This is a genomic window from Roseateles sp. (assembly GCF_052436255.1).
Classification (GTDB): domain Bacteria; phylum Pseudomonadota; class Gammaproteobacteria; order Burkholderiales; family Burkholderiaceae_C; genus Pelomonas.
The window spans coordinates 15,621-30,460 of the sequence record NZ_JBQVNP010000055.1; the positions used below are offsets into that span (position 1 = coordinate 15,621).

The window sequence follows — 14,840 nt, forward strand, 5'->3', positions numbered from 1 at the left end:
ATGGGCCGTCGCTCTCACACCCGAACGCTGGGCCTCTGGATGAACGGCGCTCGCGTCGGCACCTGGAGCCTGGCGCCCAACAACCCGGACACCCTCCAGTACGACCTGGCTTGGACCGTATCGGACCAAGGGCGGCCGCTGTCCTTGTCCCTGCCATTCACGCCGGGGAATGCGCCGCATCGCGGCGACAAGGTCAGCACCTACTTCGAGAACCTGCTGCCGGATAGCAAGGACATCCGCGAGCGTCTGGCGCGACGGTTCAATACCGGGTCCACCCGCGCGTTTGAGCTGCTCGCCGAAATCGGCCGGGACTGCGTCGGCGCTCTCGAAATCCTCCCCGAGGGCGTCGACTCCGCCGGCACTTCGCCCCTGCAGGCAGAGCCGTTGAGCGAGGCCCAGGTCGCTCAGGTCCTGCGCAGCACGACGACCCTGAACACCTTGGGCTGGGGAGGCCGGTACGACGACGCCCGCGACGACTTCCGGATCTCGATTGCCGGGGCTCAGGAGAAGACGGCCCTGTTACTGCGAGACGGTGAATGGTGCCTGCCACATGGCAACACGCCGACCACGCACATCTTCAAGCTTCCGCTGGGCCTCATCGGCGGCATGAAGCTCGACATGCGCGGCTCGGTTGAGAACGAGTGGCTGTGCTCCTTGATCCTGAGGGAGTTCGGGCTGCCTGTGGCGACCTGCCACCCGCTGCAGTTCGAGGACGTCAAGGTGCTGGTGGTGGAGCGTTTTGACCGCACCTGGTGGACGCATCCATCCGGGGACAGCCGCCTCATCCGCCTGCCGCAGGAGGACCTGTGCCAAGCTACCGGTGCGTCGCCGGAAGCCAAATACGAGGCCGATGGCGGGCCGGGCATGGACCGCATCTTCGACGTGCTCGACGGCTCGTTGAGCCGAGAGCAGGACCGCCGCGACTTCTTCAAGGCACAACTGCTCTTCTGGATGCTGTGCGCTACCGACGGCCATGCCAAGAACTTCAGCCTGTTCCTGCGCCCTGGCGGTCGCTACCAGTTGACGCCGTTGTATGACGTGCTGTCGGCCTACCCGGTGCTGGGCGAGGGGCCATCGAAGATCTCACCGTTCAGCGTCAAGATGGCGATGGCCGTGCGGTCGAAGAACGCTCATTGGAAGATGCGTGAGATCCTGCGCCGACATTGGGTTGCGCTGGGCGCGCGGCACGGCGTGCTGACGGGCGACGGGCGTGAGGTCGAGCATTTGATCGACCACATCGCGGCGCAAACGCCAAGCGTTGTCGCCAAAGTCTCGGCACAGCTGCCACAGAAGTTCAACGCGCACATTGCCAAGACCGTCTTCGATGGCGTGCTGGCTGCAGCGCGACGGCTCGCCGGATAGCTGGCCGCACTTCGGGCGACCATGAGCCGGCACAGAGGTTGTCACATAGCGGCCGTGGGCGACTTCTTGAGTCGCCTTGAGCTGCCGGAGTGCGAGGTCGTGATGGCCCGCCTCGCAAGGGCCGAGGAAGCGCTGAACGCGAGCAGGACGTAAAAACATGCTTCAGATGGCTGACCGTCGGCGGCCCCGCCGTGTCAACACACCTTGAGGGCTCACCAGGCGGAGTAAGTACGGCAGTAACTTGTCCGTTCGAGTTGATGGAAACCGAGTGCGCTGGCGCGCTGCCAAGCTTCTTTCGGTTGAGCCCCAGCTTCTCTACGTCTTGGCGCCGCGCGTCCTATGCCCGAGCGAAGGGCAAATCGCTCGCGGCCTGCGGCTCGTCCCTTTGCGTGAATGTCTGCTTCGGCCGGACCTTTTTCCCCACCGCCAGGTCGTCCAGCAGGTCCGCCCACATCTGGACCATCTGACGACGCTGATCGAGGTGCGTTGCTCGGTCATAGCTGCCGCCCAACTCCTCGTCGGAGACGTGGGCCAGGTGCCGCTCGATGACCTCCCGGTTCCAACCCAGCAGCTCACGGATTAGCGTGCGCGCGGTCGCCCGAAACCCGTGGCCGGTAATCTGCTCTCGCGTGTCGTAGCCCATCGTGCGCAACGCCGCGTTGATGGTGTTGTCGCTCATGTAGCGCGTCGCCTCGGACCGCTTGGCCATGCTTTTGAAGACCGGGCCGGTCGGACCGGTCAGCGGCAGCAGATCTAGCAAGATATCGACCGCCTGGGTCGGCAGGGGAACGAAGTGGGCGGGCGTCCTCGGATCCCGCTTCTTCCATTCCCGCATCTTCATGTTCTCGGCCGGGCAGCGCCACAGCTTCTGCTCAAGGTCGATGTCTTCCCAGTGCGCAAAGCGAAGCTGCCCCGGTCGCTGAAACAGCATGGGCGAAAGACGCAGGGCGGCACGGGTGATGACGTTGCCTTTGTAGCCTTCGATGTCGCGCAGCAGTTGCCCCAGCTTCTCAGGGTCAGTGATCGCGGCGTAGTGCCGCGTACGCGGCGACGGGAGACCACCGGTGCGGTTGTTGACGAAGTTTTGTGCCGGTGGCAGGGTGCCCACGTCGACAGCGTGCTGGTAGACGTGCTGAACGGCCTCTCGCACACGCTGCGCTGTTTCGAGGTGACCACGATCTTTGATGCGGTGGAGGCAGCGGACCAGCTCGGTGGGCGCGATGGCTTCCATCGGCTTCGCACCGATCCACGGAAAGATGTGCAGCTCCAGATGCCGCATCACCTTTTCGGCGTAGCTGGCTGACCACTGGCGGTCCTTCCAGGCCTGTGCAAGCCACGCTCGAGCCATCAGCTCGAAGGTGTTGAGGCGCGCGACACGCTCGCGCTCTTGGTCTTCGCGGCGCGCCAGCCGGGGGTCGACGCCACCGGCCAGCTTCTCGGCTTCAGCGCGCGACTTCTTGCGCGCGGCGGCCAGCGACAGCGACGGGTAGTGCCCAAGGCTCAGCTTGGCTTCCTTGCCGTCCCGCTTGTAGCGATAGACCCAGACCTTCGCGGTGGGGCGCACCCGGAGGTACAGGCCCTCGCCATCGGCGAGCAGGTATTCGGTGGTGCGCGGCTGTGCCGCCTTGATCTGAAGCTCGTTAAGTTGCCCCATGGTGTACCCAAAACGTGACTGCGGTTGAAGAGCAGTCTGGGGTACACCGATGGGTACGCGCAACGACGAGACTTAGTGGGATCCCCTGGTACCGCTTGAGCCGCCTTTTCAGGCTAAGTCCTTGATGTGCAAGGGCTTTTTGGCAAACTTGGGACCGTCTGGGATGAAGCGGTGGTGGCCTGGGGCGGAATCGAACCACCGACACGCGGATTTTCAATCCGCTGCTCTACCAACTGAGCTACCAGGCCTTGGTTTTGTCTGAAACGGCCAGTGCCGCTCAGCGAAGTCCGCGACTGTAGCACAGGCCAAGTCGCTTGCGCTACGTCAGCCGCCCGCTCCGCGCTTGTTGCGGCTCAGGTCCACGCCGAGTTGCTTGAGCTTGCGGTAGAGGTGGGTGCGCTCCAGGCCGGTCTTCTCGGCGACGCGGGTCATGGAGCCGTTTTCCTTGGCGAGGTGGAACTCGAAGTAGCTTTTCTCGAAGGCGTCGCGTGCCTCGCGCAGCGGCCGGTCGAGTTCGAAGCTCTGTTGGGACGCGAGCCCATTGCTGCTCGGCATGTGGTTGGACAGGACCATGCCGTGGCCAACCGCTGGTGGCAGCAGGCTGCCAGGCTCGGTGCGGGTGTAGCTGGGCATCCCGATGGCAGCTGCCGGGGCGGGGCGCGGCGGCGCTGTTTTGACGAGGGCCTGCTCGACGGCACGCAGCAGCTTTTGCAGCGTGATGGGCTTTTCGAGGAAGGCGATGGCGCCGAACTTGGTGGCCTCCACCGCGGTGTCGATGGTGCCGTGACCGCTCATCATGATGACGGGCATGGTCAGCAGGCCGGCGCCGCCCCATTCCTTGAGCAGCGTGACACCGTCGACATCGGGCATCCAGATGTCGAGCAGCACGAGATCCGGGCGCATGCGCTCGCGCACCGCCCGCGCCTGGGTGGCGTTCTCGGCAAGCTCAATGGTGTGCCCCTCGTCGCTGAGGATTTCGGACAGCAGAGCGCGGATACCCAGCTCGTCGTCGACAACAAGAATCGTGGCCATGAATCCTTAGGTCTTGGCACCTTGCGCACCGGGTTCGGTGACGGGTGTCAGATTCGAAAATGATAGCGAAACTTGCGCACCGACCACCGCGGCGTCTAGGCCGGGCTCGGCGGCAGAGCCCGCATTGGACGCGGGATGCAGGTTGCGCAAGGCGATGCGGGCGCCGTGTTCATCGGCAATTTTTTTCACGACAGCCAGGCCCAGGCCAGTGCCTTTGGCCTTGGTCGTCACATAGGGTTCGAAGGCGCGCTTGAGCACTTTCTCGGCAAAACCGGGGCCGTTGTCGATGATGTGCAGGCGCACCGAGCGCGGCTTGCCGGCCTCGGTCACGGACAGCGAGGAGCGCACGGTGACGCGCCCGTCGGGGCGCTCGTGCACGGCGTCGAGCGCGTTCTGCACGAGGTTGTGGATGACCTGGCGCAGCTGGCTGGCGTCGCCCTTGATGTGTGGCAGGTTGGGTGTGAGGTCGGTGGTCAGGCGGCCACGGTCCTGGGGTTCGGCGTAGAGGCTGAGCACTTCGTGGATGAGGGCATTGAGGTCCAGCGAATGCAACTGGGCCGATGGCAGGCGGGCGTAGTCGCGGAACTCGTTGACCAGCTGCTTCATCGCCTGCACCTGGTTGACTATTGTTGCCACGGAACGCACCAGCATGGCCTGGTCGGCGCCTTCGAGCTTGGCTTCGAGCTTGTGCTGCATGCGCTCGGCCGAGAGCTGGATGGGCGTGAGCGGGTTCTTGATCTCGTGCGCCAGGCGGCGCGCCACCTCGCTCCAGGCGGCCGAGCGCTGGGCCGAGACGACTTCGGAGATGTCGTCGAAGACGACGAGGCGCGCGCCCTGTGGCAGGGGTGCGCCGCGCACCAGCAGCGTCAGCGGGTCCTGCTTCGGGTCGAGCTGGAGTTCGAAGGATTCCTGCCACAGCTCGCGGTCCATGTCGCGCTCGTTGCTGTCGGGGCCAAGGTGCTGGTCGAAGCGCCGGTCCAGCGATGCCGAGAACTCGGCGAGCTGAGCGACGTCGGCGAGCGGCCGGCCGATGTAGGCGGACAGCGGCAGGCGCAGGATGCGCGTCGCGCCGGGATTGACGGTCTCGAGGTGGCCGCGTGCGTCAATGACGAGGACACCCGCGGTCAGGTTGTCGAGGATGGTCTGCAGGTGGGTGCGGGCGGCGTCCAGCTCGACGACGGTGCGGGACACCTGGGCACGCGCATCGGCAAGCTGGCCGGTCATGTCGGCAAACGAGCGCGTCAGGCCGCTGAGTTCATCGCGAGACGCCAGCGCCGGGCGCACGGACAGGTCGCCCTGCGCGACCAGCCGCATGCCGTCGGCCAGCATCAGCAGCGGCCGCGCCAGCTGGTTGCCCAGCGTGACGGCCAGCAGCAGCGCCGCGAACGTGGCCAGGATGAGCACCAGCGTCAGCGTGCCCAGGTACATGCGGCGCAGGCCGACGCGTTCCAGCGAGCGCTGCTGGTACTCGCTGTTGGCGGTCTGCACGGCCAGGGCATTGGTCAGCATGCTGGCCGGGATGCGCTGGACGACCATCAGATAGCGCTCGCCCAGCCCCAGGCGCAGCTCGGTGCTGGGCAGCAAGGCCAGCGCGCGGATCTGGGCGCCGCCCTGCAGTGCCGCGGTCTCGTCTTCCAGGCCTTCGAGCTGGCTGACGACGCCACCACGGGCCTGGCGCAACATGGTGCCGCTGGGGCGGTCGGCTGTCAGGTGGCGGGTGTCGCCGCCGCTTTCGAGCAGGATCTGGCCATGGCCACCGACCAGCGCCACCGTGCTGGCACCGAGCTTGTCGCGCAGGCGCTCCAGCGCCAGCAACTGCGGCGTGTTGTTGTCGGCAAGCTGGTCCGCAGCGTCGCGTGTCTTGCTGCCGAGGTCGGCGACCATGGCATCCAGCGTGCCGCGGCCGAGGTTGAGGCCCGCCTCCAGCGCGCTGGCCAGTCGAACGTCGAACCAGGTCTCGATGCTGCGGTTGACGAACTGGTAGGAGACCGCATAGATCATCAGACCGGGCACCACGCCGACCAGCGCGAAGATGCCCGCCAGCTTGAGCAGCAGCCGGCTGCCGAAGCGGCCACGCCGCACGCGCAACAACAGCCGCACCGCCGCCGTCAGGATGACCAGGGTCAGCACCACGGCCACGCCGACGTTGACCCAGTAGAGCCAGTTGTAGTGGCGTTCGAAGAAGGCTCGTTCCGAGGTCGTGCCGACGATCAGCACGAAGGCCAGCACGCCGGCTACGCCCGTCAGGGTCAGCAGGGTGATGACCCAACCCCAGCGCGAAACCCGGGTCATTTCAGCGTGAAGTCGGACGCGAAGTTGCGCTTTTGCTCGACGCTGAGCGCAAAGCCGGACTGCAGGCCGATTTGCATCGGGCGCGGCAGCTGGGTGACGTCGAGCTTGTAGCTGAACTCCAGGTAGTAGCCGCCGCCGTCCTCGATGTCCTTGGGCTCGGCGATACGCCAGGCGCTCTGGCCGCGCAACACCGTCAGCGCTTCGTCCAGCGTGGCAAAACTCTGGTGCAAGCCGCCGGTCGAGACGCGGTACTGCCGCAACAGCGGCTTCCACTCGACGCGCCAAACGCGCTCAGCGCGGGCCACCCGGGCGTCGCGCCAGTACCAGCGGTTGCGCAGCACGCTGGCCTCGGCCACGAAGTAAAGCGGCACGCCCTTGTGCAGCGCGTCCTCGGCCGCCCGGCCGAGCTCGAAGCGGGTCGTGAAACTCAGCTCCAGCCCATCGTCGGCGCGTCGGGTGGCCAGCTGGGCCAGCTCGATGCCCTCGGCCCGCACCGGCCCCGGCAGCAGGGCGAGCAGCACGGCAAAAAAGGCGGTGATGGCGATCCGGGCGAACAAATCAGGGCTTGGTCAGCAATGCGTAGAAGAAGCCGTCCATGGGCGGCTGAAGCTGGGAGGCATTGTCGGCCAGGGGCAGCAAGTGGCCCGTGAACCCGGCCACGGCGTGGGCTTTCGCCGTGGGCTGGCGTTGCAAAAACGCGTCGAGCTGGGCTTGGCCTTCGGCACGGAAGACCGAGCAGGTGGCGTAGACCAGCCGGCCACCTGGGGCCAGCAGCGGCCACAGCGCGTCCAGCAGTTCGGCCTGGATGCGGGCCAGCGCAGTGATGTCGTCGGGCCGGCGCAGCCAGCGCACGTCGGGGTGGCGGCGCACGATGCCCGAGGCGCTGCAGGGCGCGTCGAGCAGGATGGCGTCGAAGGGCTGGCCGTCCCACCAGCTGGCGCCCTGGCGGGCGTCGGCGGCTTGCAGCGTGGCCCGCTGGCCGAGGCGGTTGAGCGTGTCCTGCACGCGGACCAGGCGCTGCGCATCGGCATCCAGCGCGGTGAGCTGCAGGTCGGGCTGCAGCTCCAGCAGGTGCGCCGTCTTGCCGCCGGGCGCGGCGCAGGCGTCCAGCACACGGGCGCCGGCCTTCAGCCCTGTGCCGATGACCAGCGGTGCTGCCAGCTGGGCGGCGGCGTCCTGCACCGACACCAGGCCTTCCGCAAAGCCCGGCAGCGCGGAAACCGGCGCCGGCTTGTCGAGGACCAGGGCCTGGGGTGTGGTGGGGCCAAGGGGGCGCGCGGCAAGCCCGAGGGCGGCCAGGCGCTGGAGGTAGTCGGCCGCAGAGACGCGCTGGGCATGCACCCGCAGCGTCATCGGTGGCGCGCGGTTGCTGGCGGCGAGGATGGCCTGCCACTGGGTCGGCCAGTCCTGGCGCAACTTCTCGACCCACCAGGCCGGGTGGTTGTAGGCGCCCAGCGGGCTGCGCTCGGCGGCGGCCACCATGGCCGGGCGCTCGCGCAGGAAGCGACGCAGCACGGCGGTGATGAAGGCGGCGCTGGCCGGGGCGCGCAGCTTGGCGGCATGCACGGCCTGGTCGACCAGGGTGTGGTCGGCATACATGGGCGATGCGCCGGGCCCGGCGTCGGGCCAGAGCAGGGCCAGCGCGGTCAGCAGCAGCGCATCCACCCGCGGCGGCGGGGCCTTGGGCGCGAGCTGCTGGCGGGCGGCCTCGGCACTGCCCAGGCGGCGCAGCGTCGTGAAGGCCAGCGCCTGGGTGCCGGGGCGCAGGTCTGCCGGCACCTTGGCCAGCAGGTCGGTCAGCGAGCGCCCCTCGCGCACGCCCTGCACCGCGTCGGCGGCCTGCGACAGCAGGCGGTGCAGCGGGGCGGACTGGGGGGTCGAAGTCATCGCGCCAGTGTAGAGAGGCCGACCGCAACGGCAGCCGTGCCTGGCACTTGGTCTTTCAACGCGGCGGGCACGGGCGTTGCTCTTTGACCAGACAATCCGCGCCCATGAACGCACCCGCCCCCGACGCCGCTGTCTCCGAGCGCATCCGCTACCGCCTCGTGGCGGCCGGCTGCCGCCACCATGCCAACGACAACATCGCCGCCTACATCGAACCCGGCGAACTCGATGCGCTGCAGGCCGAGGTGCAAGCCAAGATGCAGGAAGTCCTCAAGAGCCTGGTCATCGACACCGACAGCGACCACAACACCCAGGACACCGCCAAGCGCGTGGCCAAGATGTTCGTGCGCGAGGTGTTCGCGGGTCGCTACGCCCAGCCGCCGACGGTCACCGAGTTCCCCAACTTCAGCCGCCTCAACGAGCTGATGATCGTCGGGCCCATCACCGTGCGCAGCGCCTGCTCCCACCACCTCTGCCCCATCATGGGCAAGGTCTGGATCGGCCTGCTGCCCAACGAGCACTCCAACCTCATCGGCCTGTCCAAGTACGTGCGGCTGACCGACTGGATCATGAGCCGGCCGCAGATCCAGGAAGAGGCCGTCACCATGCTGGCCAACGAGCTGCAGGAGCGCGTGCAGCCCGACGGCCTCGCGCTGGTCATGGAAGCCGACCATTTCTGCATGCACTGGCGCGGCGTCAAGGACAGCGACTCCAAGATGACCAACAGCGTCATGCGCGGCGCCTTCCTGAAGGACGCCAACCTGCGCCGCGAATTCTTGTCCCTGATCTCCAAAGGCTGAACACCATGCTCGTTCGTCTGATGTACGCCAGCCGCGCCACCGCGGCGACCGTCGACGGCGATCTCGCCGCCATCCTCAAGTCCTCACGCGAGCACAACCCGGTGGAGGGCATCACCGGCCTGCTGTGCTACACCGGGGGTGTCTTCGTGCAGGTGCTCGAAGGCGGCCGCAACGCCGTCAACGCCCGCTACAAGCGCATCGTCGAAGACCCACGCCACCGCGACGTCATCCTGCTGGCCTACGAGGAAATCGCCGAGCGCGCCTTCGCCGGCTGGACCATGGGCCAGGTCAACCTGCACCGCCTCAACCCGGCGCTGCTGTTGAAGTACTCCGAGACCGGCAAGCTCGACCCCTACACCATCAGCGGCGCGGCGATGAGCGCGCTGTTCAGCGAGATGTGCGCGGCCGGGGCGATCACGGCCAGCTGATCGGCCGGGCTAAAGCGAGCGCGCCTCGTTGAAGCCGTACAGGTTCGCCAGCACCCGCGTCGGGAACTGCTGCACCGCCTCGTTGTACTGCGCCACCGCCTGGTTGAAGACCTGACGGGCGAAGGCGCGCTGGCGCTCGATGAGTTTCAGCTCGGTGACCAGGCCGTCGATCTCGGTCTCGCTGCGCAGCTCGGCCTGATGGTCCAGCAGCGACAGCAGCCGCGTCAGCGCTGCGGCGTGCAGGGCGCTGGCCACCGCCAGCGTGCCGGCCGGATCGGGCGCCCAGGGCCTGGCGCGTGAGGCCTGGGCCGCGGCCTGGGATTCGGCCTGCGCGCTGGCCAACGCGTCGAAGGTAGCCTGCTCGCTGGGCAGGCGCGGCGCCACGGCAGCCAGCAGCTTGCCGCAGACCTCGTTGCGGGCCTTGAGATGGGTGTCGAGCTGCACGAATGCTTCGCCGATGGCATTGCGCAGCGACATCAGCCGGTTGTAGGCGCCGATGCCCCAGAAGAACAGCAGCGCCGCGGCGGCGACGCCGCCCCATTGCCAGGCCGTCATGCCTGTTCCCGGTACTGCGCAAAGCCGCGCGCCCGCAGCTCGCAGGCCGGGCAGCGGCCGCAGCCATGGCCCCAGGGATGCAGCTCGCCGCGCTCGCCGAGGTAGCAGGTGTGGGTGTCCTCGACGATGAGCTTGACCAGCGCCGCGCCGCCCAGGCGCTCGGCCAGGCGCCAGGTGGCGGCCTTGTCGATGAACATCAGCGGCGTTTCCAGCGTCATCGGGGTGTCCAGGCCCAGGCTCAGGGCCACCTGCAGGGCCTTCATGGTGTTGTCGCGGCAGTCGGGGTAGCCTGAAAAGTCGGTCTCGCACATGCCGCCCACCAGCACGCTGGCGCCGCGCCGGTAGGCCAGCGTCGCAGCGAAGGTCAGGAAGAGCAGGTTGCGCCCGGGCACGAAGGTGTTGGGCAGGCCGTTGGCCTGCATCTCGATGGCGCGCTCATCTGTCAGGGCCGTGTCGCTGATCTGGCCGAGCAGGGACAGGTCCAGCAGATGGTCGCTGCCCAACTTGCTGGCCCACTGCGGGAATTGCGCCGCGATCCGGGTGCGCACGGTATTGCGGCAGTCCAGCTCGATGCGGTGGCGCTGGCCATAGTCGAAGGCCAGGGTCTCGACCTCAGCGAAGCGGTCCAGGGCCCAGGCCAGGCAGGTGGTGGAGTCCTGGCCGCCGGAAAACAGGACCAGGGCTTTGCGGGTGACGTGCATAGGCGGGATGCTACCTTTGCGCCCTCTGCATCTTCCCCATCGCCATGCACCGCTACGCCCCGTTCATCGCCTGCCTGCTGCCCGTGCTGGCCAGCGCCTCCTCGCGCATCGACGACGTTCTCGTCTATCCCGGCGGCGCCCAGGTGACGCGCCTGGCCACGGTGGCCGCCGGCGCCCGCGAGCTGGTGCTGCACTGCCTGACGGCGCGCTTCGACCCCGACTCCCTGCAGATCGACGCGCCGGCCGGCGTCAACCTGGGCCCGGTGCAGATCGAGACCCTGCCACGCGAGCGCATGCCCGAGTGCGCCACCAGCCCGCTGGACGAGCAGCTGCGCAAGCTGGAAGTGCAGCGCGATGCGCTGACGGCCGAGTCGGGCGCCCTCGACGCCAGCCTCGGCTATCTCAAGGCCCTGGGCTCGGGCGAGGCGCGCGGCACGCCGGGCGCCGGCATCCCTGCGGCGGCTGACAGCATCCGCCGCAGCGCCCTGGACGCGCTGCAGCGACAGGCCCAGATCAAGCGCCAGCTGGAGGAGCTGGACAAACAGCTCGCGCCGCTGCAGGGCGAGCGCGAGCGTCTGGCCGGCGCCAACCCGCAATGGCGCAGCCTGCGCCTGCGCCTGTCGACGCCGCGGGAGGCCGAGATCAAGCTCAGCTACCGCATCACCCAGGCCGGCTGGGCGCCGAGCTACCGCGCCCTGCTGGACAGCGCCAGCGGCGCGCTCAGCATGGAGCGCCTGGCCCAGGTGTCGCAGCAGAGCGGTGAGGACTGGAAGCAGGTCAGGCTGCGCCTGTCGACGGCCCAGGTCACGCTGCGGGTCGGCGTCAACAACCCGCCGCCGTGGCGGCTCGATGTGCTGCGTTCGCAGCCGCAGGCGGAGATACGGGCCTATAGCCCCGCGCCCCCGCCCGCGCCGGCTCCGATGGCGCCGGTGGCGCCGGTGGCGTTGACCGGCTCGCGCGTCGCCGAGCTGCCGGTGGACCGCTTCGACCTCAGCGTCTTCCAGAGCGCCCACGCCGCCGAGTTCGTGCTGCCGCTGCGCGTCAACATCGACAGCGGCAGCCAGCGCGCGAGCCTGACGCTGGGCGGCGAGAAGTGGCAGGCCAAGGTCATCGCCCGCGTGCAGCCACAGGCCGAGGCCGCGGCCTATCTGGTGGCCGACGCGGCCCGTCCCGCGGGCTCCTGGCCGCGCGGCACGCTGCAGTTGTTGCGCGATGGCGCGCTGGTGGGCAGCACCACGCTGAACGTCGCCGGCGGCGAGGAAAGGCTGGAGCTGCCCTTCGGCCGCGACGAGTCGCTGCGCGTGCAGGTCGAGCCCGAGCAGCGCAACGCCGGCAGCACCGGCTTCATCGGCGCGCGCGTCGAGCACCGCTACACGCGGGGCTGGGTCGTCGAGAACCGGCATGCAGCAGGCAGCGTGACCCTGCAGCTGGTCGAGACTGCGCCGGTGGCCCAGCACGAGGACATCAAGGTGCAGGCCCAGTTCACGCCGACACCCGCCACCCAAAGCTGGCGCAAGCAGCCGGGGCTGGTGCTGTGGGAGCAGCCGCTGGCAGCGGGCCAGAGCCAGCGGTTCACGGCGGACTATGTGATCAGCGCGCCGAAGGAAGCGCAGGTGACGGGGTTGAGGTAGCGCGATGTCGTGGCGGCACCTGCCTGCCGCCAAAACAACCGCGCGAAGTCAGTGCTTGAAGCGAGCTTCGCTCGCGGCCTCAAGACCTTGCGCTGCTCGACGGGCTCAAAAGAGGAAGAGAAATGGCTCGGTGCGAATGGCAAGCGGCATGGCACGCAGATAAGCGCAGCGAGGAACGACGGAACAGGGGCGACTCTTTGCCTACATTCTGGTCGCTCAGAAAACCGAAGGTTTCGGCGAAGCCACGACACCGCCGCGCAGAGCGCAGAGCAAGCTCAACGCGTTCAACTGTTCTTGAGGGCGCGGATTCGCTCTGCGATGTCAGCCCGACCAGGGTCGTTTCTCAAGCCCTCTTCCAGTACTTCCAGAGCCTGCCTCTTTCGTCCATAGGCGAGGTACACCTCAGCTTGCCTGAGAGCGTCGGCGGTTCGCCCACCTCCCGATTTGCTCGCCGCCAGGGCCAGCCACAGAACAAGGCCTATCGCCAAAGCGACACCGAGCACTAGCCAAAGCTTCACCTCAGCCATCGATTTCTCCACAACCACAAATCATCACGGAAGTGCCGCGGGCCCTGCGCCAACTTCACCTCCTCACCTCCCCCTGCCCCAGCACCACCCACTTCATCGAAGTGAGCCCCTCCAGCCCCACCGGGCCGCGGGCGTGGAACTTGTCGGTCGAGATGCCGATCTCGGCGCCCAGGCCGTATTCGAAGCCGTCTGCAAATCGCGTACTGGCGTTGACCATCACACTGGCCGAATCGACCTCGCGCAGGAAGCGCATGGCGTTGGGATGGTTGGTCGTCAGGATGGCGTCGGTGTGGTGGGAGCCATAGCGGTTGATATGGGCGATCGCTTCATCGAGTGAATCGACCACCTTGATGCTGATGACGGGCGCGAGGTACTCCTCGCTCCAGTCGGCTTCCGTTGCGGGCACCGCCCCGGGCACCAGGGCCAGCGTGCGCAGGCAGCCGCGCATCTCCACGCCCTTGGCCTTGAAGACGGCCGCGATGCGCGGCAGGAAGGCTGGCGCCTGCGTGGCGTGCACCAGCAGTGATTCCGTCGCGTTGCAGGGGCTGTACTTTTGCGTCTTGGCGTTGTCCACCACGCGCACGGCCTGGTCCAGGTCCACCTCGGCGTCGACATAGCTGTGGCAATTGCCGTCCAGGTGCTTGATGACGGGCACCTTGGCCTCGGCGCTGATGCGCTCGATCAGGCCCTTGCCACCGCGCGGGATGATGACGTCCACCCATTGCGGCTGCGAGATCAACAGGCCGACGGCAGCACGGTCGGTGGTGTTGACGAGCTGCACGGCGGCGCGCGGCAGGCCGGCCTCTTCGAGCGATGCACCGACCAGCTCGGCCAGCGCCAGGTTGGAATGGATGGCCTCAGAGCCGCCACGCAGGATGCAGGCGTTGCCGCTCTTGATGGCCAGCGACGCGGCCTCGATGGTCACGTTGGGGCGGCTCTCGTAGATCATGCCGAACACCCCCAGCGGTACGCGCATCTGGCCGACGCTGATGCCGCTGGGGCGGCGCTTGACGCCGCTGATCTCGCCGATGGGGTCGGGCATGGCGGCGATCTGCTCGCAGCCCTCGGCCACGGTGGCCAGCGTCCCGGCATCGAGCTTGAGGCGGTCACGCAGCGGGTCGCTCAGCTCGGACGCGCGGCCCAAGTCGCGAGCATTGGCGTCGGCCAGCGCCGGGCCGGCCTCGCGCAGGCGGCGGGCCAGAGCCAGCAGCGCGTTGTTCTTCGTGGCCGTCGGGGCGGCGGCCATCTGTGTGGCGGCGGCGCGGGCGGCGCGGCCGAGGGCGTCCATGTAGGCGGCGAGGTCGGAGCTCATGCGCGGATTGTCCGCGTCATCCGCCCCGGCACCGCCGCCCGTGGATTTCACTTCACGACGACCGCGCCTTCGGCGTCGCGCAGTTCGGCCTTGCGGCCCAGCGCCTGCAGCTGCGGCAGCACCTTGGCCTTGTCGCCCACGGCCACGACGATCAGCTGCGCCGGGTCGAGGTGGTCACGCGCGGCTTTCTGGGCCGTGGCGGCCGTGACTGCGGCGAGCTTGCGCGGTTCCTCCACCACCGCGCTCAAGGGCCGACCCACCGCCCAGTTGGACGCATAGGCGCCAACGACGGCGCGGTTGGTGTCGAAGGCGCCGGGCAGCGACAGCAGGCGGGCATTGCGCACGCGCGTCAGCTCGGCAGGGCCCATGGGCCGGGCGCGCATGCCCTCGATTTCCTTCCACATGTCGGCCAGCGCCGCGCCCGTCACGTCGGTGCGCACGCTGCCGCGGATGCCGAACTGGCCGCGCTCGCGGCCCATCGCGTAGCCCGAGAAGATGCCGTAGGTGTAGCCCTTGACCTCGCGCAGCTGGTGGTTGATGCGTGACGTGAACAGGCCGCCGAGGGCCGCGTTCATGATGCTCAGGGGCGCCGCGTCCGGTGCGGCGGCGAAGGGCCCGGGCGCGACGACGGCCAGGGCCGTCTGCGGCGCACCGGGCTTGTC

14 protein-coding genes and 1 tRNA gene are annotated in these 14,840 nt (G+C 68.3%); 4 read left to right on the forward strand and 11 right to left on the reverse strand.

Annotated features, from left to right (window positions below; translation table 11 throughout):
- Entirely contained in the window at positions 1 to 1,362 is a 1,362-nt protein-coding gene (locus tag ACT6S0_RS14070) for a type II toxin-antitoxin system HipA family toxin (protein ID WP_444764455.1), read from the forward strand.
- Positions 1,363 to 1,699: 337 nt separating this feature from the next.
- On the opposite strand, the gene ACT6S0_RS14075 is transcribed toward ACT6S0_RS14070, so the two are convergent.
- The 6 genes from ACT6S0_RS14075 to rsmB all read right to left on the reverse strand — a co-directional run bounded on the left by ACT6S0_RS14075 (position 1,700) and on the right by rsmB (position 8,227).
- Complete coding sequence (locus tag ACT6S0_RS14075; RefSeq protein ID WP_444764456.1) at positions 1,700 to 3,016, reverse strand: tyrosine-type recombinase/integrase; 1,317 nt, start codon at positions 3,014 to 3,016, stop codon at positions 1,700 to 1,702.
- Between the two features lie 172 nt (positions 3,017 to 3,188).
- Positions 3,189 to 3,264: transfer RNA gene (locus ACT6S0_RS14080), tRNA-Phe, on the reverse strand.
- Positions 3,265 to 3,340: 76 nt separating this feature from the next.
- Entirely contained in the window at positions 3,341 to 4,048 is a 708-nt protein-coding gene (locus ACT6S0_RS14085; protein WP_444764457.1) for a response regulator, read from the reverse strand.
- A gap of 6 nt (positions 4,049 to 4,054) precedes the next feature.
- Positions 4,055 to 6,340 carry an ATP-binding protein gene (locus ACT6S0_RS14090; RefSeq protein WP_444764458.1) on the reverse strand — a complete coding sequence of 762 codons (2,286 nt, stop codon included), beginning with the start codon at positions 6,338 to 6,340 and terminating at the stop codon, positions 4,055 to 4,057.
- A complete protein-coding gene (locus ACT6S0_RS14095) occupies positions 6,337 to 6,897 on the reverse strand; it encodes a DUF4390 domain-containing protein (protein WP_444764459.1) in 561 nt (186 codons plus the stop codon). Before ACT6S0_RS14095 ends, ACT6S0_RS14090 begins: the two co-directional genes overlap by 4 nt.
- Position 6,898: 1 nt before the next feature.
- Entirely contained in the window at positions 6,899 to 8,227 is a 1,329-nt protein-coding gene (rsmB, locus tag ACT6S0_RS14100; RefSeq protein ID WP_444764460.1) for a 16S rRNA (cytosine(967)-C(5))-methyltransferase RsmB, read from the reverse strand.
- 104 nt (positions 8,228 to 8,331) lie between these two features.
- Here rsmB and folE point away from each other — a divergent pair, with 104 nt between their 5' ends.
- Both folE and ACT6S0_RS14110 read left to right on the forward strand, forming a co-directional pair.
- Complete coding sequence (folE, locus tag ACT6S0_RS14105; protein ID WP_444764461.1) at positions 8,332 to 9,024, forward strand: GTP cyclohydrolase I; 693 nt, start codon at positions 8,332 to 8,334, stop codon at positions 9,022 to 9,024.
- A 5-nt stretch (positions 9,025 to 9,029) separates the two neighbouring features.
- Positions 9,030 to 9,452: a BLUF domain-containing protein gene (locus ACT6S0_RS14110; RefSeq protein ID WP_444764462.1), complete on the forward strand. Its 423-nt coding sequence runs from the start codon at positions 9,030 to 9,032 to the stop codon at positions 9,450 to 9,452.
- A gap of 9 nt (positions 9,453 to 9,461) precedes the next feature.
- Here ACT6S0_RS14110 and ACT6S0_RS14115 read toward each other — a convergent pair whose 3' ends face one another.
- Entirely contained in the window at positions 9,462 to 10,007 is a 546-nt protein-coding gene (locus tag ACT6S0_RS14115) for a LemA family protein (protein WP_444764463.1), read from the reverse strand.
- On the reverse strand, positions 10,004 to 10,708 hold the full coding sequence (gene queC, locus ACT6S0_RS14120; RefSeq protein ID WP_444764464.1) for a 7-cyano-7-deazaguanine synthase QueC: 705 nt from the start codon (positions 10,706 to 10,708) through the stop codon (positions 10,004 to 10,006). Before queC ends, ACT6S0_RS14115 begins: the two co-directional genes overlap by 4 nt.
- Before the next feature lie 44 nt (positions 10,709 to 10,752).
- Here queC and ACT6S0_RS14125 point away from each other — a divergent pair, with 44 nt between their 5' ends.
- Positions 10,753 to 12,339 (forward strand): DUF4139 domain-containing protein, encoded by a 1,587-nt coding sequence (locus tag ACT6S0_RS14125; protein ID WP_444764465.1) that lies wholly within the window; start codon positions 10,753 to 10,755, stop codon positions 12,337 to 12,339.
- 284 nt (positions 12,340 to 12,623) lie between these two features.
- On the opposite strand, the gene ACT6S0_RS14130 is transcribed toward ACT6S0_RS14125, so the two are convergent.
- The 3 genes from ACT6S0_RS14130 to ACT6S0_RS14140 all read right to left on the reverse strand — a co-directional run.
- Positions 12,624 to 12,866: a type IV pilus assembly protein FimV gene (locus ACT6S0_RS14130; RefSeq protein WP_444764466.1), complete on the reverse strand. Its 243-nt coding sequence runs from the start codon at positions 12,864 to 12,866 to the stop codon at positions 12,624 to 12,626.
- Between the two features lie 55 nt (positions 12,867 to 12,921).
- Positions 12,922 to 14,178: a glutamate-5-semialdehyde dehydrogenase gene (locus ACT6S0_RS14135; protein WP_444764467.1), complete on the reverse strand. Its 1,257-nt coding sequence runs from the start codon at positions 14,176 to 14,178 to the stop codon at positions 12,922 to 12,924.
- Positions 14,179 to 14,225: 47 nt separating this feature from the next.
- Positions 14,226 to 14,840: M16 family metallopeptidase (locus tag ACT6S0_RS14140; RefSeq protein WP_444764468.1), on the reverse strand; the 615-nt coding region annotated here is incomplete at its 5' end.